At 42.1% G+C, this 23,866-nt stretch carries 24 protein-coding genes; 5 read left to right on the top strand and 19 right to left on the bottom strand.

Annotated features, from left to right (window positions below; genetic code table 11):
- Window positions 1-15 precede the first annotated feature (15 nt).
- From M917_RS04185 to M917_RS04160, 6 genes are all read right to left on the bottom strand, one after another.
- Window positions 16-1,041, bottom strand: coding sequence for an NAD-dependent epimerase/dehydratase family protein (locus M917_RS04185; RefSeq protein WP_021813525.1), 1,026 nt, complete (start codon window positions 1,039-1,041; stop codon window positions 16-18).
- A gap of 27 nt (window positions 1,042-1,068) precedes the next feature.
- Entirely contained in the window at window positions 1,069-2,346 is a 1,278-nt protein-coding gene (tviB, locus tag M917_RS04180) for a Vi polysaccharide biosynthesis UDP-N-acetylglucosamine C-6 dehydrogenase TviB (RefSeq protein WP_021813524.1), read from the bottom strand.
- A gap of 65 nt (window positions 2,347-2,411) precedes the next feature.
- A complete protein-coding gene (locus M917_RS04175) occupies window positions 2,412-4,373 on the bottom strand; it encodes a polysaccharide biosynthesis protein (RefSeq protein WP_021813523.1) in 1,962 nt (653 codons plus the stop codon).
- A 60-nt stretch (window positions 4,374-4,433) separates the two neighbouring features.
- Window positions 4,434-6,638 carry a polysaccharide biosynthesis tyrosine autokinase gene (locus tag M917_RS04170; RefSeq protein ID WP_021813522.1) on the bottom strand — a complete coding sequence of 735 codons (2,205 nt, stop codon included), beginning with the start codon at window positions 6,636-6,638 and terminating at the stop codon, window positions 4,434-4,436.
- Between the two features lie 53 nt (window positions 6,639-6,691).
- A complete protein-coding gene (locus tag M917_RS04165) occupies window positions 6,692-7,123 on the bottom strand; it encodes a low molecular weight protein-tyrosine-phosphatase (RefSeq protein WP_021813521.1) in 432 nt (143 codons plus the stop codon).
- Window positions 7,124-7,135: 12 nt separating this feature from the next.
- A complete protein-coding gene (locus M917_RS04160; RefSeq protein ID WP_021813520.1) occupies window positions 7,136-8,221 on the bottom strand; it encodes a polysaccharide biosynthesis/export family protein in 1,086 nt (361 codons plus the stop codon).
- Between the two features lie 539 nt (window positions 8,222-8,760).
- On the opposite strand from M917_RS04160, the gene rluB reads away from it, so the two are divergent.
- On the top strand, window positions 8,761-9,690 hold the full coding sequence (rluB, locus tag M917_RS04155) for a 23S rRNA pseudouridine(2605) synthase RluB (RefSeq protein ID WP_021813519.1): 930 nt from the start codon (window positions 8,761-8,763) through the stop codon (window positions 9,688-9,690).
- Between the two features lie 122 nt (window positions 9,691-9,812).
- Here the strand turns inward: rluB and M917_RS04150 are convergent, their stop codons facing one another.
- The 3 genes from M917_RS04150 to M917_RS04140 all read right to left on the bottom strand — a co-directional run bounded on the left by M917_RS04150 (window position 9,813) and on the right by M917_RS04140 (window position 11,910).
- Window positions 9,813-10,370 (bottom strand): hypothetical protein, encoded by a 558-nt coding sequence (locus M917_RS04150; protein WP_021813518.1) that lies wholly within the window; start codon window positions 10,368-10,370, stop codon window positions 9,813-9,815.
- A gap of 61 nt (window positions 10,371-10,431) precedes the next feature.
- Window positions 10,432-11,076, bottom strand: coding sequence for a hypothetical protein (locus M917_RS04145; RefSeq protein WP_021813517.1), 645 nt, complete (start codon window positions 11,074-11,076; stop codon window positions 10,432-10,434).
- 102 nt (window positions 11,077-11,178) lie between these two features.
- Window positions 11,179-11,910, bottom strand: a complete 732-nt coding sequence (locus M917_RS04140) for a hypothetical protein (RefSeq protein WP_227500815.1) — start codon at window positions 11,908-11,910, stop codon at window positions 11,179-11,181.
- 152 nt (window positions 11,911-12,062) lie between these two features.
- Between M917_RS04140 and M917_RS04135 the strand changes: the two genes are divergently transcribed.
- Window positions 12,063-12,665 carry a LysE/ArgO family amino acid transporter gene (locus tag M917_RS04135; protein WP_021813515.1) on the top strand — a complete coding sequence of 201 codons (603 nt, stop codon included), beginning with the start codon at window positions 12,063-12,065 and terminating at the stop codon, window positions 12,663-12,665.
- A gap of 71 nt (window positions 12,666-12,736) precedes the next feature.
- Here M917_RS04135 and M917_RS04130 read toward each other — a convergent pair whose 3' ends face one another.
- The 3 genes from M917_RS04130 to M917_RS04120 form a co-directional block, all read right to left on the bottom strand.
- Window positions 12,737-13,378, bottom strand: coding sequence for a MarC family protein (locus M917_RS04130; protein WP_040641980.1), 642 nt, complete (start codon window positions 13,376-13,378; stop codon window positions 12,737-12,739).
- Window positions 13,379-13,571: 193 nt separating this feature from the next.
- Window positions 13,572-14,432 carry a carboxylating nicotinate-nucleotide diphosphorylase gene (nadC, locus tag M917_RS04125; RefSeq protein WP_021813513.1) on the bottom strand — a complete coding sequence of 287 codons (861 nt, stop codon included), beginning with the start codon at window positions 14,430-14,432 and terminating at the stop codon, window positions 13,572-13,574.
- 305 nt (window positions 14,433-14,737) lie between these two features.
- Window positions 14,738-15,787, bottom strand: a complete 1,050-nt coding sequence (locus M917_RS04120) for an NUDIX hydrolase (RefSeq protein ID WP_021813512.1) — start codon at window positions 15,785-15,787, stop codon at window positions 14,738-14,740.
- A gap of 330 nt (window positions 15,788-16,117) precedes the next feature.
- Between M917_RS04120 and nadA the strand changes: the two genes are divergently transcribed.
- The 3 genes from nadA (at window position 16,118) to M917_RS04105 (ending at window position 20,405) form a co-directional block, all read left to right on the top strand.
- Entirely contained in the window at window positions 16,118-17,257 is a 1,140-nt protein-coding gene (gene nadA / locus M917_RS04115; protein ID WP_021813511.1) for a quinolinate synthase NadA, read from the top strand.
- Window position 17,258: 1 nt separating this feature from the next.
- Window positions 17,259-19,226, top strand: a complete 1,968-nt coding sequence (gene nadB / locus M917_RS04110) for an L-aspartate oxidase (RefSeq protein ID WP_021813510.1) — start codon at window positions 17,259-17,261, stop codon at window positions 19,224-19,226.
- A gap of 267 nt (window positions 19,227-19,493) precedes the next feature.
- Entirely contained in the window at window positions 19,494-20,405 is a 912-nt protein-coding gene (locus M917_RS04105) for a lysine exporter LysO family protein (RefSeq protein ID WP_040641881.1), read from the top strand.
- 27 nt (window positions 20,406-20,432) lie between these two features.
- On the opposite strand, the gene M917_RS04100 is transcribed toward M917_RS04105, so the two are convergent.
- From M917_RS04100 to M917_RS04070, 7 genes are all read right to left on the bottom strand, one after another.
- On the bottom strand, window positions 20,433-21,077 hold the full coding sequence (locus tag M917_RS04100) for an OmpA family protein (RefSeq protein WP_021813507.1): 645 nt from the start codon (window positions 21,075-21,077) through the stop codon (window positions 20,433-20,435).
- Window positions 21,078-21,347: 270 nt separating this feature from the next.
- Window positions 21,348-21,713: a Mor transcription activator family protein gene (locus tag M917_RS04095; RefSeq protein WP_021813506.1), complete on the bottom strand. Its 366-nt coding sequence runs from the start codon at window positions 21,711-21,713 to the stop codon at window positions 21,348-21,350.
- 97 nt (window positions 21,714-21,810) lie between these two features.
- Entirely contained in the window at window positions 21,811-22,272 is a 462-nt protein-coding gene (locus M917_RS04090) for a gp16 family protein (protein WP_021813505.1), read from the bottom strand.
- 102 nt (window positions 22,273-22,374) lie between these two features.
- On the bottom strand, window positions 22,375-22,647 hold the full coding sequence (locus tag M917_RS04085; RefSeq protein WP_021813504.1) for an HU family DNA-binding protein: 273 nt from the start codon (window positions 22,645-22,647) through the stop codon (window positions 22,375-22,377).
- A gap of 46 nt (window positions 22,648-22,693) precedes the next feature.
- Window positions 22,694-22,969, bottom strand: a complete 276-nt coding sequence (locus tag M917_RS04080; protein WP_021813503.1) for a hypothetical protein — start codon at window positions 22,967-22,969, stop codon at window positions 22,694-22,696.
- A 14-nt stretch (window positions 22,970-22,983) separates the two neighbouring features.
- Entirely contained in the window at window positions 22,984-23,619 is a 636-nt protein-coding gene (locus M917_RS04075) for a DUF3164 family protein (protein WP_021813502.1), read from the bottom strand.
- Between the two features lie 16 nt (window positions 23,620-23,635).
- Window positions 23,636-23,857 carry a hypothetical protein gene (locus tag M917_RS04070; protein ID WP_021813501.1) on the bottom strand — a complete coding sequence of 74 codons (222 nt, stop codon included), beginning with the start codon at window positions 23,855-23,857 and terminating at the stop codon, window positions 23,636-23,638.
- Window positions 23,858-23,866 lie beyond the last annotated feature (9 nt).

Here is a 23,866-nt window from a genome sequence, read left to right as displayed (position 1 = left end):
AAATTCACTATAGAGTTAATCTAAAAACTGGACATACCAAGGCATTGCTTTCTCAATTCCTTGAATAATATCAAACTGAGGCTGATAACCTAATAATGACTGTATTTTACTAATGTCAGCTTGACTATGACGCACATCACCTTCTCGAAATGCACGATAGGTAGCTGTTTTATTATAATCTACCTGATTACGGCTTAAACTTTCTTTCAGAGCATCAAATAGTGTATTTAAAGTCGTACGACCACCAACAGCTACGTTGTATACTTGGTTTTTAGCTTCATTACTAGCAGTAGCAGCTAAAATATTAGCCTGTACTGCATTTTCAATAAAGTTGAAATCACGACTGGTATCACCATCACCATTGATATAGACATTATCGCCTGCAATCATCGCTGCTGTCCATTTTGGAATAACAGCTGCATAAGCGCCATCTGGTGTTTGGCGTTTGCCAAAAATATTGAAATACCGTAGACCAATTGTATTAAACTTATACGTACGGGCAAACACATCCGCATAGAGTTCATTCACATATTTAGTCACCGCATAGGGTGATAGTGGATTACCAATAATGCCTTCTACTTTCGGTAATGCTGGATGATCTCCATACGTCGAGCTGCTTGCCGCATACGTAAAACTGACTACTTCAGCATCGCGTGCTGCAACCAGCATATTTAGAAAACCTGAGATATTGGTATGATTGGTATTGATAGGATCCGCAATAGAACGCGGTACTGAACCCAGAGCAGCTTGATGAAGCACGTAATCTACGCCTGCACAAGCAGTATGGCAATCTTCTAAATTGCGAATATCGCCCTCGATGAATCTAAAACCCTGCCATTGCTCAGCACTTACCAATGCTTGAACTTCATCGAGATTATGCTGAAACCCAGTAGCGAAATTATCTAAACCAATTACTTTTTGATTCAGTAATAATAGCGTTTCAAGTAAATTAGAACCTATAAAGCCTGCTACTCCAGTAATAAGCCATGTTTTAGGTTCACTTAATATTTTTTCTTTAACTGTTTCGTACGTTGTAGACATAAGGTTCTTCCATATCGCTTTAGATGTTTATAAACGTATATCCGTTTTATCTTTGTCAAAAACATACTTGAGATCATAAAGGACGTGACTGTCCTTACCAAAGTTTCTAATATGTTCTACACCCATATTGACAAATTCGCTATGAGCAACCGCTAGAATAATACTGTCATAATGATTCGATAATGGAGCATTGACAGGGGTAATATTATATTCACGCTGGGCTTCAGCACTATCTACCCAAGGGTCATAGACATCGACTTCGATGTTGTACTCTTCTAACTCACGAACGATATCAATGACTTTAGTATTACGAACATCTGGACAATTTTCTTTAAAACTCAGTCCTAATACCAAAACTTTTGCGCCCTCAACTTGAATACGCTTTTTGATCATAGTCTTGACCAATTGTGTGACCACGTATTCGCCCATACTATCATTTAAACGACGACCCGCTAAGATAATCTCGGGATTATAGCCAATAGCTTGTGCTTTGTGAGTCAAATAATAAGGATCAACACCAATACAATGCCCCCCAACCAAACCTGGACGAAAGGGTAAAAAATTCCATTTGGTGCCAGCGGCTATGAGTACAGCCTCAGTATCTATATCCATCTTGTTAAAGATAACAGCAAGCTCATTGATTAAGGCAATATTGACATCTCTTTGCGTGTTTTCAATAACTTTTGCAGCTTCTGCTACTTTAATGGTTGGCGCTTTGTGTGTCCCTGCAGTAATAATCAAGTTATATACTTCATCTACAAAGTCTGCTACTTCAGGCGTGGAACCTGCAGTCACTTTTAAAATATTAGTAACTCTATGTTCCTTGTCACCCGGGTTAATACGTTCAGGACTATAACCCGCATAAAAATCTTGATTATATACAAGTCCAGAGACGTCTTCTAATACAGGAATACAAACCTCTTCAGTCGCACCAGGGTAGACTGTCGACTCGTAAACCACAATATCATTTGGTTTAAGCAAACCACCAATAGCTTTGGACGCACTAATCAATGGAGTCAGATCAGGTTGCTTATAGTCATCAATAGGAGTCGGTACTGTCACAATAAAAAAGTTGCAGTCTTTGAGCGCATCAATGTTCGAACTATAGTTTAAATTTGATGCCTGAGATAGCTCTTCGTCACTGACTTCTAGCGTATGATCTGTTCCTGCTTTTAAAGATGCAATGCGATTGACATTGATGTCAAAGCCTATCACTGGATGCTGCTTCCCAAACTCTACTGCTAATGGTAAGCCAACGTAACCAAGACCTATCACCGCTATTTTTATATTATTAATATTGAACATAGTTTTCCTTTAAATGATTTCTTAATGAGTACTTAACGGTATATTTATATTAACATGGAAGACTTTCATGTTGATTTTGAATTGTCTTGATAGCCTGCCACGAAGTGCTTGAACTGATCCTTGAGCCAGCCTATGTCTTGTTGTTCTGCCTTATTAGCAAGCTCAAATAAAGTTTTTTCAATATCGCTTAACGGAAAGCTATGTTCCATTGCCTGCATAATTAAGGGGTGACCTGTATTTTCAACATTATCTTCACCGATAATCAGCTCTTCATAAAGCTTTTCACCAGGTCGTAGCCCTGTAAATACTATCTCTATATCACCATCAGGATTTTCAGCGGTTTTAGGTGTATGGCCACTTAGATGAATCATTCGATAAGCAAGATCGACAATTTTTACCGGCTCACCCATATCTAAAACAAACACTTCCCCACCTGTCGCCATTGCTCCTGCTTGAATCACTAGATTTGCAGCTTCTGGAATGGTCATGAAATAGCGAGTCACATCAGGATGAGTAACCGTTATTGGTTTACCTTGCTCTATCTGTTTGGTAAATACGGGTATTACAGAGCCTGATGACCCTAGTACATTACCAAATCGAACCATACTGATACAAGTATGACTTCCAGTCCGACTTAAACCTTGGCATGCCAATTCTGCCAAACGTTTAGTGGCACCCATAACATTAGTAGGTCGGACTGCCTTATCTGTGGAGATTAACACAAAAGTTTCCACCTCTGCTTGTATGGCTGCACGGGCACAATGATAAGTACCTTGACTGTTATTGATAGCTCCTTCAAAAGGATTATCCTCTACAATGGGTACATGCTTATAGGCGGCAGCATGATAAACAGTCTGCACCTTATATTTTTGAAATATTCTAAACAGATTGTTCTCATTGGTAACATTACCAATAATGGCGATTATTTTGATATCAATATAATCCTGATCGCCTGCTTGTTTAGCAAGAAGCTCTTGATGGATACTATACAAGGCATACTCAGACAGTTCATACAATACCAAACATCTGGGTTTATTCTTAATTATCTGTCGACATAGTTCACTACCTATAGAACCACCCGCTCCTGTCACCAATACAGATTTATTATTAATATTTTTTCGCAAAAGATTTACGTCTGGCTCCACAGTTTGCCGATCTAAAACATCTAAGATATCCACTCTGCGCATACTACTAACCGTGACTTTTTCTTCAGCAATTTCTTCTAAACTGGGTAATTCTTTTATTTTGATCGAAATACCTTCTAACTTATTAATAATGTGTCTTTTATGAGCACGGCTAACAGAAGGTATTGCTAAAAACACTTGGGCCACATCCAGTTTAGTAACCAAGTTTACCAGCTCATTTGCTGAATAGATTTTCTTGTCTAACAAATAGGCCCCAGTTAGCTGAGGATCATCATCAACATATGCCACTACATGATATTTATGTGAGTTTCTAAGACCTTCTAATAGTTCTCGACCAGCCTCTCCTGCCCCATAAATTATGACATTATCATAATCACTATTATATTTGTGACGGCTTTGTCCTTTACGTTGCCAGCGTCTTAACAACTCTCTGACCGTTAAGCGACTGTTCCATAACCAAATATAAAATAGGAATAAGAAAAGAATAGGCGTGGAACGCGGTATTTGCGGTCCAATTTCAAAGTAAAGAATGGCTTCATACAGTAAGATAAGCAAAAAGAACAATTGCAACACACTACCCATTACCGCATCAAAAAACCCTCTAGCTACCCCTTTATAGAACCCAATAATATATAGACCAATAACAGCCGGTAACACATATAAAAACATGTTAAAAAAATCAACATTATGTTCTAAATCACCATAACGCAATAGTAAGGCTAGGAATAGGCATCCCATGGCCATGATAAAATCTGCAGTCACTAATATAGTGCGTTTACTACTACGTGATAACGCCAAGAAATAATGCGTTATGTGTTGCAGTAAACCATCACTTTTATTAGGTAACTGATGGTAACGGTTAGAATTTGGTTCTATAAACATAATATTTAACTACGTAACTGACGCTATTGCCAAAGGCTATTATTATACTCTACGAAACAATTACTGGTTATCACCATAGGCATAACTGTAATTGTAACTGTACTTACTCATGAGGCCTTGCTTGACGTCATTAAGAACAATGCCATCTACTTCTACATTGGCTTTATTCATTTGCTTAATCGCATAGACCAGCTGACCTTCTATCGAGTCGTCATAACGAGTTACCATAAGTACTTTGTCCGCATGTCGTGACAGTATGATTGCATCTGACGCTGCTAATACAGGTGGCGAATCTATAACAATGTAATCATAGTGAGCATTCAACTCAATCATAAGAGTGTCAAACTTATCACTAGAAAGTAATGATGCCGGATTATGTGGTTGCTTACCTCGAGGGATAAAATCAACATTATCCATACTGGTTGGGTGAACAATATCAACTAACGTATGACTGTCTTTTTGAAAATAATCGGCTAAACCGTTATCTTGATCCATATTGAATACGTTATGTAACTCGCCTAAACGCATATCTGCATCCATGATAAGTACTTTTTTATCGAGCTGAGCAAAAACTTCAGACAAATTAGCAGATATAAAGGACTTACCCACACCTGGGCTTTCACCTGTGATCAGTATTACTTTAGCTCGCTGACCCGTTCTACTATCTTTTGGCATACTGAACATGAGGTGCGTTCTTAAACTTTTTATAGCCTCATAACTCAGACTATGATTATCGGCATTAGCGAGTAATCGAGCTTTCGTCTTACTGTTTTTATTGAGCCGCGTTAGCAATGGTGAACGTGGTACAGTCGCAATCACAGGAACACCCGTTTTGGCTTCAAGACGTTCAGGATCCTTAACAACGCTTCTAATCATATTTTTCAATAAGACGGCCATAACCCCTAATAACAATCCCGTCAGTAAAGACAGTAATATAATTAACGACTTCTTAGGCGCAATTGCACGATAAGTACTGATAGGTGTGTCAATAATGCGAGCAAAACCGATCTGACCTGCTTTAGCGATCTGCAATTGTTGGTAATTTTTGAGCATGCTGAGATAAATCTCTCGGTTGATACCAACGTCTTCTGAAAGTTGTAAAAACTCTCTTTGTATTTCAGGCAGCTCTTCAACTCTACTATCAATAACCTGAATTCTACTTTGCAGTTGTGCAATTTGATCATTAATTTGAATAACCAATGGATGTTCTTCAGTATAATAAGTAGTGAGATCTGCCTTTTTCAATCTCAATTCGCTCAACTGATTATCGATACGTGCGTTCTCTGCTACCAATAGTGACGCTTCTTGGTTAACATCTATCGAGTTATTTTCTGTACGAAATTGGTTGAATGCTGCCTCAGATTCTTCAAGGTTTTGTTTGATAACTGGAATCTGAGTTTCCATAAACTCAAGGGTTTTAGTCGTTTCTTCTGAACCACGAGAGTTGTTTTGCCCTACGTAAGAAACGACAATTTCGCGTAAAATACGAGTTATCTGATCTTGATCAGGTCCAATCATCGATAATGCTAAAATACCTGTGGTACCAACTTCTGCTACTGTTAAAGCACCTACTACAGCGTTTGTCGTATTTTGTAATGATTGTTTGGTTATACTAATAGGGTAATCACTAGCTGGTAAATCATTCACATTAATTTCAATAGTACCGTTTTCACCACGAAATCGTATTAACTCATTGAACTGACCTTGAAAACTATCAAAGCCGTTACTTAACGTAAAGCCACTATCTGACCTCACTAAAGTAAATGACTTATCTAAATAGTCCTTAGAAACATTAAACTGACTGACTTCGACCTGTCCGCTCTCTGTTTCAAGCATTACACCATCAGGCGTATTATTTTGAGTATGAATATTATTGGTCCTAATCTTGTCTATGGCGTCGACATTAGGATCGTTGAGTCTTACAGATAAATGAAGTAAATCAATCACAGGCTTAATTACCATACGTGATTGTATAAGCTGCGCTTCTGTTTGGGCAGCACTTCCGTCTGATGGTATCAGCTCTGAAATACCTGATCCAAGTGCTGAAACGCCTTTAGAGCTCGCCTCAATATGTATAAGCGCACTCGATTGGTATATAGTGGTTTCATAACGACTATAAAGCACACCGATAATTAGACCTAATAGCCCGAAGAAAAGTATGGTCTTCCAGCTACGTAATATTGAAAACAATAGGGCTAATATATTACCGTCGCTCTTTTGTTCGGTTGGCCCTGACAGGTTTTTTTTATCTGTATTCGTTACCATATACTCATCACTTAAATTTAGTCGTTCAATGCTATCTATTAAATATTGATCAATTAACCAATTTTATCAGTCCAAGGTTTCAAGCTTTCGACAATATCTTGTCTTGCAACCTCAAATAACGATATATCATGCTGATAAGGATCCGCAATATCTTTATCATGCCAGTGCCCAATCTTAAAAGTCTTGCCACGACAATGTGGCCATCGCTCTTCTATCCATTTGGTCTGACTGTCTGACATGGTAAATATCAAATCAGCTTTCATAACTAAGTTTTCGTTTATTTGCTTGGCGATATGGTTAGACATATCTATATTATATGGGTTCATGACTTGTTGCGACTTTGGATCAACTGGGTTTCCCACCACTGCTGAAAGACCGGCAGAATCGATATGCTTTTGTGGATATTCCTCTTTTAATAGCGCTTCAGCAATTGGACTACGACATATATTGCCTATACAAACAACTAAAATATTATCAAACGCCATTCTAATAGTTCCCTATAGACTTGAAAAACTTCTGACTGCTGATGTAGACGGTAACAACGCGCTAAGAACGCGATTCCAACGAGTTAGCCCTGTAGGATCAACATACACGATATCATTAGGCTGCATCTCAAAACGACTGGCAAGTGGAAAGCTGGTGAGCGCCTGCATGTCAACATAGTAGATATTCGTACGCTGATATTCAGGTTGATCACGTACCACATAAATCTTGGCAGCGTTGGCGGTACTTGGATTTAGTCCTGCTGACTCTCCAATCACCTGCGCTAGGTTTAAACCTTGATCAAGAATAGGTACAGGCGCAACTTTACCGAATTCGCCCAGAACATACACTTTATTGATATCTTCACTACCTACGCGAATAGAGTCACCATCTTGCACGTAAATTTGATTGGCTGATAACCCCGCCTGCCGTAGAGACTGTAGTCCCATACGATAATCAATACCATTTCTTCTTAAGATAATATTGTTTGAGTCACCTTCTCCACTTGTACCACCTGCCATAGAGATTGCGCTATATAGCGATACGGGGGCATCTGTGATATTGAATTCACCAGGTTTGTTTACTTCGCCATCAATAAAAAATTTATTGCCACGATATTCGATGACTTTCACTTGTGGGTCTGAATATTTCAGATAGCGTTCCAGACGCGAACTCAAATTTGCAGTAAATTGCGGGATGCTTAGACCCCTAGCTTGAATACGGCCAATAAGTGGAAACTGAATAAAACCTTGCTGATCAACAGGGTAACCGGAAGAGCCAGCAGACGTGATATCGGGATAACCTACCAAGATAATACTCAGCACATCGGATGATGCAATACGATAGTTCGTTCGACTAGACGAACGAACTAAGTTAGATAAATTATTGCTAAGTTGCGAGCGCTCTACTTGCTTAGGCGGTAATGTCGCAAGGGTAAGTGGCTGTACGTTAAAATTAATACCGTTCTGTGCCGTAAAAGAACCACTTGGTGGCAATTCACCAGCTTGAAGACCAGCATTGATAGTGGTAGTGGCACACCCATAAAGCATACTGCTAAGTAATAAACACGCTGTACTTAACAGCTTAGTTGCCTGTCTCATATAAAAGAGCCTCATCGATCATCGCAATCACGCAAATTTTTGAAAATAACTTTATGATAACATTACTTTATTCTTAGTTTTTCAACAAAAATAAGCAGTATAATAACATAAGTTTTTTAATATGAAGTAACGTTCTTATTGATTGATACAAAAAGACCTTTTATTTGGACGTGTTATACACAATATATGCTTCGCCGATTATCAACTATCGTTTTCTGTCAGTAATCAATCAATTTCATAAAAATATTTTCGAAATTTGTTCATTTATTTTAAGAAGTGTATTTAATAAATATTAATTATTTATTAAATATGCCCTATAATTGATAGTATTTGCAAATAGAGTTAAATAATGTATTTATAGAATAAAAAGATTAAAAATCCAATATTAAATGTCATTTGCTAGTATAATAGCGCGGCAATAAAAGATTGCACCTTCTTTATACTGTAAATCAATGTATAAAAATACTATGAAGCAATGTATAAAATGGTGCCTATTCATACATTGAGAAATGTAAACCCACCGACTCAAGGACATCACAATGAAAGATGAAAAATTACAGAAAGCCCTCGCCCGCATGGGGCTAGGTTCGCGTCGTCAGATGGAAGAAGTCATTAAAGCAGGCCGTGTGTCTGTTAATAATGGTCCAGCGACCATTGGCGATCGCGTCGAGCAAGGTGATGAGATTCGTGTTGATGGTCGTCAGATCAAATATACGGCTGAAAATGAAAAGCGTCGCCGCGTGCTAGCATACTACAAGCCTGAAGGTGAAGTTTGCTCAGCCAAGGATCCAGAAGGTCGTCCAACTGTTTTTGAGCGTTTACCAAAACTGACTCACGACCGCTGGGTAATGGTTGGACGTCTGGATATTAACTCAACTGGACTGTTATTGTTTACCAATGATGGAGAGATGGCGCATCGACTGATGCATCCGTCTGGTGAAGTCACGCGTGAATATGCAGTTCGTGTATTAGGTGAAGTAACACCTGATATCGCCCGTGCTTTAACTTCTGGTGTCATGCTAGAAGATGGTATGGCGCAGTTTGAAGACATCAAAGATGGCGGCGGTGAAGGCGTCAATAAGTGGTATCACGTACAGCTAAAAGAAGGCCGTAACCGTGAAGTACGTCGTTTATTTGAGTCGCAAGGTCTGAAAGTCAGCCGTCTATTACGTACGCGCTATGGTACGATTGCCTTACCAAAAGAGTTACGTACTGGTCGTTTCTTAGAGCTTGATAAAAAAGACATCAACACTTTGACCGACTTGGTGAGCTTGCGTCCCCGTTATGGTACTGGTCTACACGGCGCGGCCAAGGAAAAGCAAGAGCGTATCAGAAACAAGCCGCTTAAAGCTCGTCGTACTACTGATAATCGTGGCGATAGCCGCAGTAATAGCGCAAAGCCTAAAAGCAGTGCGAGCCCTGCCAGCCGCGGTACACGCAATACCCGTGACCGTAATGACAAGCGTTAATTTTACTTAACCCTCTTTAAGAGGTAGAGTAAATCATAAAAAAGCGGCCAATGACTATTATTATCATTGGCCGCTTTTCTATGGTCTGTGTTATAAAGATTTTTGACTATGTTGCTCAAATTTTAACTATCGTGACTGTCTATATAGCTGTTCATTACTCGTAAACTCTGTAGATGCTGAGCCTCTATTTGCTCTAAGAGATTGTCTAAACGCTGCTCAATATTATTCAATACTTTTTGCAATAACTCACTGGCTTCAACGTTTCTTTCATGATTCGCATTTTTAGCGCTTGTATTGATAGTTGTTAGTTGGTGATAACTGGCCAACATTTCAGGCAATCGAATATGCAGCATCTTATGCAATACGAATTGTGATTCTGTTGCTACAGGCGTTATATTCTGCTGCTGCAACTCTTTTTGATAAACTTCATAGCGGTTTACCTTTTCATCGATACGCTGTAATTGCCGTAATTGATGCTCCGGCACATTTTTCAGATGTTTTTGGTCCAGCTTTAACCGCTGCCAACTTACAGCGGCTGACGACAAGGGCGCATGGTAATCTTGGTACGTGAGTACACCTGGGGTGATGCCAACCACTTTGTGAAAAGCTTGCCAACCCCTTCGCCCCAAATAAAAGGTGGTGATCGTCGTCACAACGCCAATGCCTATCAATATACTCATACATACTCACTATTTATCGTTCACCCATATATCTCATCACTTAGCATTTATAAGCTACCATTCACAATCTAATATTCTCAGCTTTTGGGCTTTTATCGCTAGGGTTTTCAATCGCTGTGACGGTGTCTTCAGTATGTGTCAAAGATGGCGCATCTGTCTCTGTTTTTGGGGTATCAAAACGCTTTTGCAGATATCTATTGGTGGCGAGTAGTTTTTGCCCATCCTGATGATAAGAGGCACTGAGTAAATCATCAAACTGGGTATTAATCGTTCTCAGCACCTCCAATAACGCTTCTTTACCAGTGACATTAGAGTGCTTAATTTTGGTGGTATCAGCACGCGCACCATCTAAATCATGCAATCGGCGATAGTCAGCCACGGCGAGTGGAACATGCCTATCCATTAAATTTTGGATCATGATATAAGTTTCATTGACAGTATCTTTGTCATCGATTTTGCCATCATTATTGGTGTCACCATACATAACCCGCAGCTTTTCACCTTTTTGGTTAATTTGGGCGAGTGCTGTTTTGACTTCTTCTGGTAAACTTTTTTCAGGAATATAGCCCAATTGTGGCATCGCTTCATACTCAAGCATTTTGGGCGCCGTTACTTTTTTGATGCCACGATAACCCAGATATAACCCAGCTGCTGGCAGCACCCCATATAACACAAACATCACTAACATCGCAGTCACTTGGGTCATTATATTGTCCTTATCAATTGGCAAATTTACTATAATCGATACCAAACAAAATGGATACCCGATATTATTACGGAAGACTGGTACAAATTTCAGGCAAAAAAGCTAACTTTTTGTCCGGCTTTTGACATAACGGTGCGTTGAAGCGAGGCGATTCATCACCGTTTGATGCAGCTCATCTAGTAACTCATCAAGCTCATAATCAACTTCTAAGAACAAATCAGTCAGCAAATCGCCAGCGGTCATTTTGCCTTGTACCGTATTATTTTTGGTGCGATGCGGACTAAAGCGTTGTAGTTGCTCATAATGGTGTAACGCTTCAGGAATACTTTCAGATACAAGCTTATCAATGGCAAATTGGCGCTCATTGTGTTGCTGCTGTTGTTGGTCATTCAGCTCGCTACTCCACTCTCGGTAGCGCTTCAATTTGCTATTGATTCGATCTAGTATGGCAACGGCTTCAATCGGCATGGCATTTAGGGTGGCCTCATCGACCACATCAACAAGCTCAGTCATAATCGGACAGCGTCCATGTTTGAGATACCATAACGTATCTGGGTCAAAAGGGGGTCTGTTTTTGGGGCGAATCTGAGCACGATTAGACAAATAACGATCCGTCATGGGCGTGGGCGTTCGAATATCCTGCACTTGCGCCAATGCATCGCAAATACGATCTACACGCTCAGGCGCGGTAAGCGCGCTCTTCGCTTGAGCATTATCGTCATCAACGCCTACGTCCTGACGGCTACTCATTTCTTGAGCGTTTTTCGCAGCTAGCGTTGGCAGGTCATCTTGAGCTTGTCCAAATGACTGCAGTATTCTCGTCAAACTTACCACCATGACCTACTAGCCCCTCACTCAGTGCGTTCATATTGTGCCCGTATTGCATACATTCATTCAATAGCGTATCTTAACAGCTTTTTTTGGCGCTGCCAGTAAACAAAATGTCACCCTTTCTAACTTTTAACCCACTAAGTAAGCACATTATTATGAACACGCACGATTATATTTCTGGATTTTTACTTGGGTTATCGCTCATCATCGCAATTGGCTCACAAAATGCATTTGTACTCAAACAAGGACTCAAACGCGAGCACATATTTTTTGTTTGTCTATTTTGTGCCGTGAGTGATGCGGTGTTGATATCTGCAGGTGTTGGTGGCTTTGGCGCGGTGACAGCACGTTATCCGCAAGTGGTAGACATCGCAAAATTTGCTGGGGTGATATTTTTGCTGGGTTATGGATTACAGAGCTTATATGCCAGTATGCGTGTCTCACATGCACTGACCATCGATGGACAAGTCGTAACCAGCTTAAAAAAAGCCTTGCTACTGTGCTTTGGTTTTACTTGGCTCAACCCACACGTCTACTTAGATACATTGGTGCTTGTTGGCATGGTTTCAACAGGCGCAAGCAGCAAGCTGACCTTTGCAGCAGGTGCCGTTAGTGCGTCGTTCTTTTTCTTCTTTGCTTTAGGATATGGTGCTCGTCTACTTAGGCCTTTATTTGCCAAACCAAAAGCGTGGAATATACTTGATGGGTTGGTAGGTATATTGATGTTATATCTGGCGTGGCACTTGTATCAAAGTTAAAAAAGCCACTTATAAAAATACAATGATATTTACTGGAAAGTCGATTGAATCGCTGAATGGGTAGAAAGCCACTACACCAAATCGGGAAATAAGGTACGCAGACCGTTGACAATAATTTCAATAGAAACCGCAGCCAGTAACATGCCCATGATGCGGCTCATGATATTAAGTCCTGTATCACCCAATAAACGACTGATACGACCTGCTGCCATTAAGGCCAAATAACAAAACAGACTGATGAATAATCCAGCGATTAATATAGCGGATACTTGCAGAACGCCAGAAACTTGTGAAGAGTAAATGATAACCGTTGAAATACCGCCCGGTCCAATCATCATAGGAATAGCCAGCGGTACGACAGCAGAGGCCATCGTTGGGGGTGCATCTTGTACATGATCAACATCAAAATTTTCTTGATCAGGCTTAACAGGATTGCCCTCGCCATTCATCATATTCAGCGCAATCAAAAATACCAATATACCACCTGCTAACTGAAAAGAGCCGATGGAAATACCCAGTGTTTTTAGTAGCCCTTCACCTGCTATGGTAAAGAAGCTGATGGTAATAAAAATAGTCAAACAAGCAACCCGCGCAACTTTACGTCGATTATTCATCGAATAACCACGGGTCAAATCCAAGAATAACGTTAAGGCGCTAAAAGGGTTAATCAATACCATAAAGGCCAAGATTATCTTGATAATTTCAGTATTCACTGAGCGCTCGCTTGTATATTGATACAACTTGTACAAAAAGTATGGCCATCGTGCGAGTGCAACGATGACCCGATAGGCGTTTAGAAATGGCATTGTAACATAGGCAGATAGGTCAATAAACCGCTTAACTTTGCCTAAATATTTCTATGTAAGCGCTTTGATACGTTTCACTAAAAAATATCAAAAACTTAACCTATGCACTAAAATCCAAACCGATATCTAGCGCCGTGCTACTGTGCGTCAAATATCCCATCGCGATAAAATCAACGCCTGTTTTTGCGGCTGCCTGTACAGTCTCAGGTGTAATGCCACCCGATGCCTCTGTTTTGGCACGACCTTTACACATCGCGACCGCCTGCGACAATGCCTCAGGCGCCATATTATCCAGCAATACCAAGCTCACGCCAGCATCTAAGGCTTGCGCTAGTTGCTCCAATGTATCGACTTCAACTTCGACTGGAATCAGATGCCCGGCAAACTCTTGCGCTTGTTGAATGGCGGTCTTGATGTCGCCAGCAATGGCAATGTGATTGTCTTTAATTAAAATGGCATCATCCAACCCCAAGCGGTGATTGCGCCCACCACCGCAGCGTACCGCGTATTTTTGAATGATGCGTAAGCCCGGAATGGTCTTACGCGTACAGGTAATTTGCGCTGGGTACTCGGCGATGCTATCGACAATGTTTTTCGTATCTGTCGCAATCCCACTAAGATGGGTCATAAAATTGAGTGCTGTACGCTCTGCCGTCAATAAGTGACGAGCATTACCACGAACGACTGCCAAAACGGTACCTGCAGCGACCCTCTCTCCATCCGTGACGTGCGCTATAAATTCAATTTGAGCATCGACCAACGCAAAAGATAGACGTGCCAAATCCATACCACATATCACACCCGCCTGACGCGCCTTAATCTGCAATTGTGCTTGCATATCGTCTGGAATAGTCGCTTGCGAAGTGACGTCGCCGCGTCTGCCCAAATCTTCGGTTAAAGCCGCTTGCACCAATGGTCTTAGCAAAACCTCATCCAATGCTGGCTCTGTTTTAACTGTCATTTTTTGCCCTTATATAAACACGCTATAGTCAATACTAAATACAATGGATAAGCGACATTATAATGCGCGACTGGTACAAATTTTTCTTGCTTGCTGTGCCGTTGCAGCTCGATGCTACAAAAAATTTATCCCAGTCCCGCTGACTCTTTTTTATATTGATCTAACTATAGCGATATCAACTCTAGATAATTAAACTCAAAATGAGCATAAATATAGCGTAAAGTTCATCGCCTCGCAAGACAGGCGCATCACTTTATTCATCCAGTAAGGTTTGATAAGCATTAAAACCCATAGATCTTTAGCAATTATTTACGTTTGGGCAATTTGCTATCCATCAGCAAACTCTGCAGTTCAATATCATGACGAAAGCGATAAAGCTTGGCAGGACGGCCGCGCTGAGCGCTACTGCTCCGTCCTGTTTCTATCACTAAATTTTGCGAATCAAGCAAACGGCGGAAATTTTGTTTGTGCAAACGCACACCAGACAAGGCTTCTACGCTTTGCTGTAACTGCGATAAAGTAAAGACATCTGGCATCAAACCAAAGATAAGAGGACGATATTCGATCTTAGCACGCAGTCTTGAGATAGCAGTGGCAATCACGCGGCGATGATCGTAGTACATGGGCACGCCGATGAACTGTGACCAATCCGCAGGCAAGCTATTTTTTTGCGGACTGGGTAGATAAGTCGGTGCTTCAGGTATCAGCCCCGCTTCATAAAGCATCTCATAACGCAATAACACATGCTCAGCAACCCACTCTTTACCTTCATATGTACTATCGCTTGTTGTCTCACTGCCAGCATTTATATCTTTTGATTCACCGCTGGTCAACATCAGCTCAGTCAATCCCCAGCACAACTCGACACGCTGACGCCGACGCTGCTGGGTAACGGTATCTTTTGCCTTATCTACCCAGTCTAATAAAGCAGGCACAATAAAATCCACAATCATACTTGGCATACCATCCAAGTGATTTTCCCATGGGAAATAATCATACCAATCACGCCACAATGCCTGACTTTGTAATGGCTGCGTCTGCGCCTCTTGCTCTTGTACCAAGCCTAGATAACTGACATAGACCAATGCATGACCATCAATGTTGCGCCTATTGGTATCAACAAAGGTATATAGCTGCTCCAAATAACCAAGCGGTTGCTGGGTTTGCTCCTCAACCCATTGCCGCACGCCAGCTTGCAATGAGCGATGTAATGGCATGAGCGGGCCATTGGGCAATAATTTACCTTGATCGACCGTTAAGACCCGAGCCGTATGATCTGTAATAGCAACCAGTACCGCGACCACTTCTGTCGTGCCACTACCTTGTTGATGCGCATGTGAATAAGACAACGTCATGACTTTAAGGATTATCCTTTATGGTTGAGTGTGATAAGAAAACTGTAAAACGGCGTATTAATAGCGTGACTTAGTATAGCGTGAATCTAAAACTATCATAGGCTGCCGTTGTAAATATGCGAGATTGGGAGCGACTCTTTTTATTGTGAGCTGACCATAAATCACAAAAAAGCTCTCCCTAAACCCGCACCTTTGTAATCATAGCAATAAAAAATGCTTGTATTTATGCTCAAAACGAGCATAATTAAGATACTTTTTTTGAGCGGTATTTAATTGACCCACTTTTAACGGCATATGAGTTGTCGTTATTGCACCAAAAAGGTTGTCCTTATGAAAACTTATCCGTATGACGCGCCCATGATGAGCACTGACAGTCGCATTGCAACGCAAATGAATGTCGAATATGCCAAAGCCAAAATACCCGTAGATTTGCCACGTACAGAACGCATTAAAGTGGAAGAAAATATTAAGCAGTTATTGCAGGACAACAATGCCGTGCTGGTCGCCCATTATTATGTCGATCCCTTCATTCAAGATTTGGCATTAGCGACGGGTGGCTGCGTTGGTGACTCGCTAGAGATGGCGCGCTTTGGTCAAGCACATAGCGCGCAAACATTGGTAGTCGCTGGTGTGCGTTTTATGGGTGAATCCGCCAAGATATTAAGTATGGAAAAAACGGTACTGATGCCAGACTTGGAGGCAGAATGCTCGCTTGATTTGGGCTGCCCTGCTGATGAGTTCTCTGCCTTTTGTGATGCCCATCCAGAGCGCACCGTGGTCGTTTATGCCAATACCAGTGCTGCTGTCAAAGCGCGGGCTGATTGGGTGGTGACCTCGTCAGTGGGTATCGATATCGTGCGGCATTTACATGCACAAGGCGAGCCTATCATTTGGGGGCCCGACCGTCATTTGGGTAAATATATCGCGCAGCAAACAGGGGCAGACATGTTGCTCTGGCAAGGCTCATGTCTAGTGCATAACGAATTTAAAGCAACGGAGCTCATGCAATTAAAAAATGAGCATCCAAACGCAAAAGTATTGGTACATCCTGAGTCACCTGATAGTGTCGTTGCGCTTGCCGATGTGGTTGGCTCGACCAGTAAGCTGTTGCAATCAACTTATGAAATGGATGCCGAAACTTTTATCGTCGCGACCGACCTAGGCATCTTGCATGAGATGCAAAAACGCTCGCCGCACAAACGCTTTTTGGCCGCGCCTACCGCTGGTGAGAGCGCCAGTTGCAAAAGCTGTGCCTTTTGTCCGTGGATGGCGATGAATGGCTTGCAAGGGATTGAGCAGTGTCTCACTCATCATACTGGCGAAGTGCTGATGACGCCTGAGCTGGCAACCGCAGCCAAAAAACCGCTACAGCGTATGCTTGATTTTGCCGAATCGCAAAAACAGCGAGTAGCCGCCAGTGGCGATATCGTCAAAGACCGCACCCTATTTGCAAACGTTGGAGCCGCTTAACATGAGTGAGGCATTCAAAGCAGAAGCAGTAGGCAATGACGCTGATGACACAAGACAAACGGATGTCCTCATCATCGGGGCTGGGCTGGCAGGGTTGAGCACCGCGCTATCTTTGCCAAAGTCGCTGAATATCACGGTATTGAGCAAAGACGCACTTGAGGTTTGCTCAAGCCACTATGCCCAAGGCGGTATCGCAGCCAGTTTGGATAAAAACGACTCCGTCACTGACCATATCGCCGATACGCTGATCGCTGGCGCCGGATTGTGTGAGATTGAGCACACGACCAGCATTCTCAGCGCTGGGCAGCAGGCCGTGCAATGGTTATGTGAGCAAGGTGTGCCATTTACCCAAAACCCTGATACCCAAATCTCTCAACAAAATGCCAAAAAAAAACCGCTAACCGAGTTGCACACCAGTGACTTACATTTAACCCAAGAAGGCGGTCATGGCTGTCGCCGAGTGGCGCATGCCGATGACGCCACTGGTCGGCATATTATGGAAGCGTTGAACATAAAAGCACATGCTGCAACCAACATTACTATTTTACCCTATCATGAAGCGTTGACGTTACTCACCTCGCCATTCACTGATAGCCAGCTGAACCCTCATGCGAGGATTAAACATTGCCAAGGCGCGCTGGTGTTTGACCATATCAATCAGCGTCAATTTACCTTTCGTAGTCGTACAGTCGTACTGGCTAGTGGTGGCTTAGGTCAATTGTTTAAGCGTGCCAGCGCCCCCAATGTCTGTGTCGGCGATGGCGTTATGATGGCGTGGCAAGCAGGATGCCGCTTAGCAAATCTGGAATTTATCCAATTTCATCCGACAGGTTTAGCACTTGCTGACAGCAGCTTTTTGATATCGGAAGCGTTACGCGGTGAAGGTGGGCGACTGTATTGTCCGCAAACTGGGACCCGCTTTATGCTGGATGTTGACGCACGAGCTGAGCTGGCACCGCGAGATATCGTCGCGCGGGCTATAGCAGAGCAGATTCATCACAATAAACTTGGTTATGTACACCTTGATGTCAGCCACTTGCCAGCGACATTTTTGCGGGCGCATTTTCCACAAATTGACCAAACCTTGCGAGCGCTTGGCATTAATATGACTGTTGATCCTATTCCAGTTGCTCCGACTGCCCATTATAGCTGCGGCGGCGTGGTCACTTGCGCAAATGGTTTGACCGATGTGGCAGGGCTTTATGCTGCTGGTGAAGTCGCTTATACGGGCTTGCATGGGGCAAACCGCTTGGCAAGCAACTCTTTATTGGAATGCGTGGTGGTCGGACGCAATATCGCCAAGGATTTGCCGCGTTATCTGAAAAACGTAACTGCGCGTGAAACAGACTCATTTACAACAGTATTGCCAACATCGTCTTATGCCACTACCGAAAAAACTCTCACCGATATATGGACGCCACCACGCATTGCACATGCTCAATTTATCAAGCTCCCTTCACCTGTATTTAATAAATATGGTGAGAATAATAGTAAAGGCAAATTTGACCCTGACAGTCTGCTAAAACCCGATATTACCAAAGTAACGGCTGAGTTAAAAACGTTGATGACTGATCATATGGGCATCACGCGGTGCGCTGACGCATTAGAACAAGCGCTGACACAAATACAAGCATGGCAACAGTGGCTTACCCGTGCTGCGTTGCCTCATCAATCCGATGCTCATGATAAAAGCAGTGTGATGGTCGTTGACGAACTTGCATACTTGCAACTGGCGAGGCAGTTACAATTAGCGACCTTGATTATTCAGTCTGCTTATCAGCGTTTTGAGAGCCGCGGTGGGCATTATCGAAAAGACTGTCCAACTTTAGCGACAATGCCGCTGACCAGTGTGATTGAGTCACTATCAGACCAGCTTTATCATCAACATACTGACTTTAATCAATCTGTAAAAGCCGCTCAACCTTATCCACATTCAACTCAGGACGATCATAGACTGCTAGAAATTTAAGGCATGTCCTCATTTTGAAAATGGTCATAAAAATGAGATGAATTGAAGCCAAACAAGGAAAATAGCGCCGATAATATCAGGCTATTAACCAGCTATTTAACACAGTTTGGCGAATATTTAGCCATTTTTAGGCCATTTAGTCATCCTCGTTCAGATTGAGGACACGCCTTAGTAGTCCGTATTTTTTTGGTGGTGTGATACAATCTTCAGTTTCTTAAAAATGCCTTGTCAAAAGCGCCTTATTAAAAATGCTGCGAGCCGACCACCATGCAAAGCTTAATTACTCTTGTTCTGGTATTAATGCCAATGTTTATTGGCTTTGCCATCCCTTCTCATCCGACTATGACCAAAATTGCAGATAAAGGATTATCTTATTTGGTCTTCATTATTTTAGGGCTTATTGGCATTGAGCTATCACAGGTCGAAGGACTGGGCAGTCAGCTGGGCGAAATCGCACTATACGTTACTGTACTATCGATATTGACGATTGGCACGGGTTTGTTTGCACTCATGTTGTTTGACCGTGTGCGCCCATGGCACGCCAAAAAACCCAGTGTAAAATCAAAGGAGCATCGCGTCAGTATTCGTGGCAGCTTGGCACAAGTGGTTTGTGTGCTGATCGGCATGATCATTGGTTATTTCTTGCCAGCCGCTTATATGCCGCCTGAAAACACCATGACTGCACTACTCATGCTCTTGATTTTATTGGTCGGTATTGGGTTAAAGGGTTCAGGTATCACGCTCAAAGAAGTAATGTTGAATAGACGCGGCGTTGAGATGAGTGTCATTTTTACACTATCAGTATTGGCGGGTGGGCTTATTTTTGCGGCGTTATTTACGGACGTGTCATGGACTAAGGGCTTGGCACTTGCTTCAGGATTTGGTTGGTACTCACTATCCGCAATTGTTATGACCGACGCTTATGGCGCGGTTTGGGGCAGCGTGGCATTATTCAATGATTTGGTACGTGAGTTTTTTGCCTTGCTGTTCATTCCTGTATTTATGCGCAAATACCCATCGGCGGCAGTCGGACTTGGCGGTGCGACCAGTTTAGATTTCACCTTGCCAATTATTCAACAATCAGGGGGTCTTAAAGTCGTGCCACTGGCGATTAGTTTTGGCTTTATTATTAACATCGTCTCACCAGTACTGATGGTATTTTTCTCGGCAGTGGGATAAGTATAAGCTTTGATGGTTAACTATTATTTAAAACTCGACGCATATTGTCGAAGCTACTTTGTTTGGTTGCTGATAAGCTATCTCATTTTCAGGCTCCGTAGCTAGTCCATAAACTCGGCGATTCATGAATTTTCCTTCTTCTGTATCAGACGATGCAATAGGAGCTCTAGCGCCACAGTTAAAAGTGCTCAAACGAATAGGTTCGATGTTATGTTTTGAAACAAGATAGTTTTTGACCATCAGAGCTCTATTTTTAGGTAAAGAGCTTGAATCCCTATCGATCTCATCCTCTGAAGCATGAGCTTCAATTTTCATAGTAGCGATATCATGTTTATTCATCTGTTCTGCTACTTTGTCAAGCTCAAGCTGATACTTTGGAAGTAGCGCACTACTACCTTTTTCAAAAAAAGCCCGATACTCCATTTTTAGACCTACCCCAATAGTCGTAAAAGGACAACCTCTTTCATCTACTATCACGTTTTCTGGATTGGCTGGGCATTCGTCTATCTCGTCAAGTACGCCATCACCATCTGAATCTATATCTGCTGCTTGCATCGTCATTATGTTTCCATAGTGAGGTATATCTTTAGATGGCGCAGTTGCAATAGTCTGACAGCCAGCTAAAGTTATAGAGGCTGCTAGTAGCAAAGAATTATAGGGTTTGGTTATCATCTTCGCTCTCTTTTTATCTAGAATAATTGACAGTATTATTTATTATCATTTTCAATTTTTTTGAAACGTTCGATATCATACTTTGCATTACTTATCATGACATAGACACGTTGGTTCATCTTGCTGTTTTCTGATACCACTCTAGATAAACATACCAGAAAGGCGTTATAAATGTGGGACTAGATGTGATAGACAGGGATTAGATGGGATACGTATGTAACGAGGTTACACTAGGCGTAATGAAAAGACTACGAATAAATTGAAGACCTATTACTCGTCGAATAGGTCTTTTTGTTTGTCTGGTAGGGACTTTCTGATCTTGGCGATGATTTGATAGATAGTAATTATTGAGAGATTGTACTTTTGAGCGAGCTGGTGCTGATTGTTACCAGTGAAAGCCTGCCATATTTCAAGGTCACGCTTGTGAAGCTTGAGGGGGCTATTCTTAGGAACATATAACATGCTGCCGCCCCAATGTATTGTCATACGCTCTGCTAGATGAAAGGCTATCTGCTCAGCTGCTTCTGTAGGTATGTCAGTGTAAGAAGCAATAACATCAGCACCGTGACCGACCATGTCCTGTAAGAACGCAGTACCTAGCTTGGTAAACTTACCGTCCGTTTGGGTGTCTGACATTATCTGCTCCATTGTGTGACCGATCTATAATTGCATTTTACTATAGTTGAATAAATATAGGTGTGGGTAGCATGGCAGGTCTACTATTTATAACCGATTATTTGTTGTTTATCGCGGCTATAGCTTGAGCGTTCTCTACGCGCTGCTGCCATTGTTTAAGAGATTCGATTATGCGACTGGCGTCTGTAGTATTAACAAACTGCAATGCTGATTTGCCTGTTTGGCGCTCGACGTACTTGGCTAGTGCAAGCTCACTTGAATTACGTACTGCGCCAAGCTCATACAAGGTGATCCATAGGCTGCGTATCTTCTTAGACTGTGGATCGTCAGCTTGCTTAAGTTTGCCTACGCTCTTGGCAGGTTTGGTTGCGAAACCTTTAGTCTTTAGGTGCTCAAATACGGTAACGAGTTCGCTTTTAGTCATCTGCTTGGTGCTACTTTTGCCCGTCTGCTCGGTCAGCATATGGCGATAGGTGGCTTCGTCTAAGTCTAGCTGATTCTTGGCTATATGAATGATCTGTATGAGCTTAGGAACAGTTGGGGTACGTTTGTTAGTCATGGTTAAATTCCTTACTATTGAAGTAATAAAAAAGGAGGATGTCGCTAAGCGTCACCCTCCTTTTTTTATTATTTGTATACCTAAATAAATTAAGGTACCAGATTAGTTGACGGCTTCTTTTAAGGCTTTTCCTGCTACAAAACTGACCGCTGTTTTGGCTGGTATATCTATCGCTTCGCCAGTCTTTGGGTTGCGACCAGTGCGGGCTTTTCGTAGTGAAGGTTTGAAAGCACCAAAGCCAATCATCTGTACGCTATCACCTGCAATCAGTGCCTCTGTCACGCCATGCTCAAACGCTTGTAGTGCTGAACGCGCTTGATCTTGCGTGATACCTGCATCAGCTGCCATTTTTTTGATTAAATCTTGCTTATTCATGATGTCGATCCTTAAGTTAGATGCCAGTGTCCGACTGGCTACGGGTTTAAAAACCTTTTAGAAAAGTTATGAGTTTGCAATCTGTCATTGCCATCAGTTGTAGTAAACAGTGGTCATCTAAGAAAAGAGTTGTGCCAACACTACGATCAGCAGCTTCAGTATTGAGCATGTATTCCTCACCATCCCACCACACCATCATGCCTCGTGGCTTGAGGCGATAGTTCAATGGCTCAACGATCCGTTGTAACTGATTGGCTGCTTTAGCACTACGCTTTTTAAGCTTGACGATACTCTTGGGTTTCACTTTTACCTCAGTAGTCATAAGTGCCGCGCTCCTTATACTTTGCTAAAATCGAGCGGGATTTGGTCGTATTTGCCGTTTTCATCTCGCTTATAAATGCGGATGTATTCTTTAGTGCTGGTGATCTGCGTGGCATCTGCTATGGCTTGCATAGCCTCAAGCCACTTTGGGTCGTCAAAATCGTGACGGCGCAAGCCTAGAACACGATAAGTGCTAACTTTGCCTTCTTTATCGACTTGGAACGCATCGTTTACTAGCGTCATGATTTTGGTATCACTACCTTCGCTCCACTCACCGATGCATTCATGGATTAGGTTCTTAGCGATCTGCAAACGCTCATCGAAAACGATGTTGTCCTGCATCGCAATCTGGACTTTGAAAGCACCATCAAATGACGGTAGGCTGACGTTGCCTTTTTTGCCACCGTATTGGGTCTTATACTCACTGGCTGATAGCTCTAAAAAGTCATAAATAAGTGAGAACAACGCTTCTTTTTCTGTTTTCATAATGCTATTAAGCGTCAGTGCTTTATTAGCAATGTTAATCACAGTCTCATCACGGAGCTTGTCAATTGGCTTGATTGAATCGACAGGGATCAGATGACCTTTTTCATCAGTCATATAATCGACGCCGTTTAAGGTACAGGTAGGTGTGGTGGTTTGATTAATCATGAGTATTGCTCCTGTGTTAAATAAGATTTTTTAAGAAGTGATTAAAGTCAAAAGGTGTATTGTCGTTGAGTTCTCTTTTGTATTTAAGAATGACCTTCCAATATCCCGTCTTCTTTAGTTTTCTAGCACTGATGGTTATGTCAGTAGCACCTTTTGCGAGTTTATCAGCTGCTTTTTGACCCTCATTCAAAGCGTCTTCATAACTACCTTTTGCTATGATCTCGATGTTCGCATCCATTCCGTACTC

The organism is Psychrobacter aquaticus CMS 56 (genome assembly GCF_000471625.1).
Classification (GTDB): domain Bacteria; phylum Pseudomonadota; class Gammaproteobacteria; order Pseudomonadales; family Moraxellaceae; genus Psychrobacter; species Psychrobacter aquaticus.
This window is presented reverse-complemented; position numbering and strand designations above follow the sequence as displayed.

Excerpts from the sequence above, each read along its gene's own strand:
- M917_RS04185 (WP_021813525.1), bottom strand. The coding sequence starts at position 1,041 with ATGTCTACAACGTACGAAACAGTTAAAGAAAAAATATTAAGTGAACCT.
- tviB (WP_021813524.1), bottom strand. The coding sequence starts at position 2,346 with ATGTTCAATATTAATAATATAAAAATAGCGGTGATAGGTCTTGGTTAC.
- M917_RS04175 (WP_021813523.1), bottom strand. The coding sequence starts at position 4,373 with ATGTTTATAGAACCAAATTCTAACCGTTACCATCAGTTACCTAATAAA.
- M917_RS04170 (WP_021813522.1), bottom strand. The coding sequence starts at position 6,638 with ATGGTAACGAATACAGATAAAAAAAACCTGTCAGGGCCAACCGAACAA.
- M917_RS04165 (WP_021813521.1), bottom strand. The coding sequence starts at position 7,123 with ATGGCGTTTGATAATATTTTAGTTGTTTGTATAGGCAATATATGTCGT.
- M917_RS04160 (WP_021813520.1), bottom strand. The coding sequence starts at position 8,221 with ATGAGACAGGCAACTAAGCTGTTAAGTACAGCGTGTTTATTACTTAGC.
- rluB (WP_021813519.1), top strand. The coding sequence starts at position 8,761 with ATGAAAGATGAAAAATTACAGAAAGCCCTCGCCCGCATGGGGCTAGGT.
- M917_RS04150 (WP_021813518.1), bottom strand. The coding sequence starts at position 10,370 with ATGAGTATATTGATAGGCATTGGCGTTGTGACGACGATCACCACCTTT.
- M917_RS04145 (WP_021813517.1), bottom strand. The coding sequence starts at position 11,076 with ATGACCCAAGTGACTGCGATGTTAGTGATGTTTGTGTTATATGGGGTG.
- M917_RS04135 (WP_021813515.1), top strand. The coding sequence starts at position 12,063 with ATGAACACGCACGATTATATTTCTGGATTTTTACTTGGGTTATCGCTC.
- nadC (WP_021813513.1), bottom strand. The coding sequence starts at position 14,432 with ATGACAGTTAAAACAGAGCCAGCATTGGATGAGGTTTTGCTAAGACCA.
- M917_RS04120 (WP_021813512.1), bottom strand. The coding sequence starts at position 15,787 with ATGACGTTGTCTTATTCACATGCGCATCAACAAGGTAGTGGCACGACA.
- nadA (WP_021813511.1), top strand. The coding sequence starts at position 16,118 with ATGAAAACTTATCCGTATGACGCGCCCATGATGAGCACTGACAGTCGC.
- nadB (WP_021813510.1), top strand. The coding sequence starts at position 17,259 with ATGAGTGAGGCATTCAAAGCAGAAGCAGTAGGCAATGACGCTGATGAC.
- M917_RS04105 (WP_040641881.1), top strand. The coding sequence starts at position 19,494 with ATGCAAAGCTTAATTACTCTTGTTCTGGTATTAATGCCAATGTTTATT.
- M917_RS04100 (WP_021813507.1), bottom strand. The coding sequence starts at position 21,077 with ATGATAACCAAACCCTATAATTCTTTGCTACTAGCAGCCTCTATAACT.
- M917_RS04095 (WP_021813506.1), bottom strand. The coding sequence starts at position 21,713 with ATGTCAGACACCCAAACGGACGGTAAGTTTACCAAGCTAGGTACTGCG.
- M917_RS04090 (WP_021813505.1), bottom strand. The coding sequence starts at position 22,272 with ATGACTAACAAACGTACCCCAACTGTTCCTAAGCTCATACAGATCATT.
- M917_RS04085 (WP_021813504.1), bottom strand. The coding sequence starts at position 22,647 with ATGAATAAGCAAGATTTAATCAAAAAAATGGCAGCTGATGCAGGTATC.
- M917_RS04080 (WP_021813503.1), bottom strand. The coding sequence starts at position 22,969 with ATGACTACTGAGGTAAAAGTGAAACCCAAGAGTATCGTCAAGCTTAAA.
- M917_RS04075 (WP_021813502.1), bottom strand. The coding sequence starts at position 23,619 with ATGATTAATCAAACCACCACACCTACCTGTACCTTAAACGGCGTCGAT.
- M917_RS04070 (WP_021813501.1), bottom strand. The coding sequence starts at position 23,857 with ATGGATGCGAACATCGAGATCATAGCAAAAGGTAGTTATGAAGACGCT.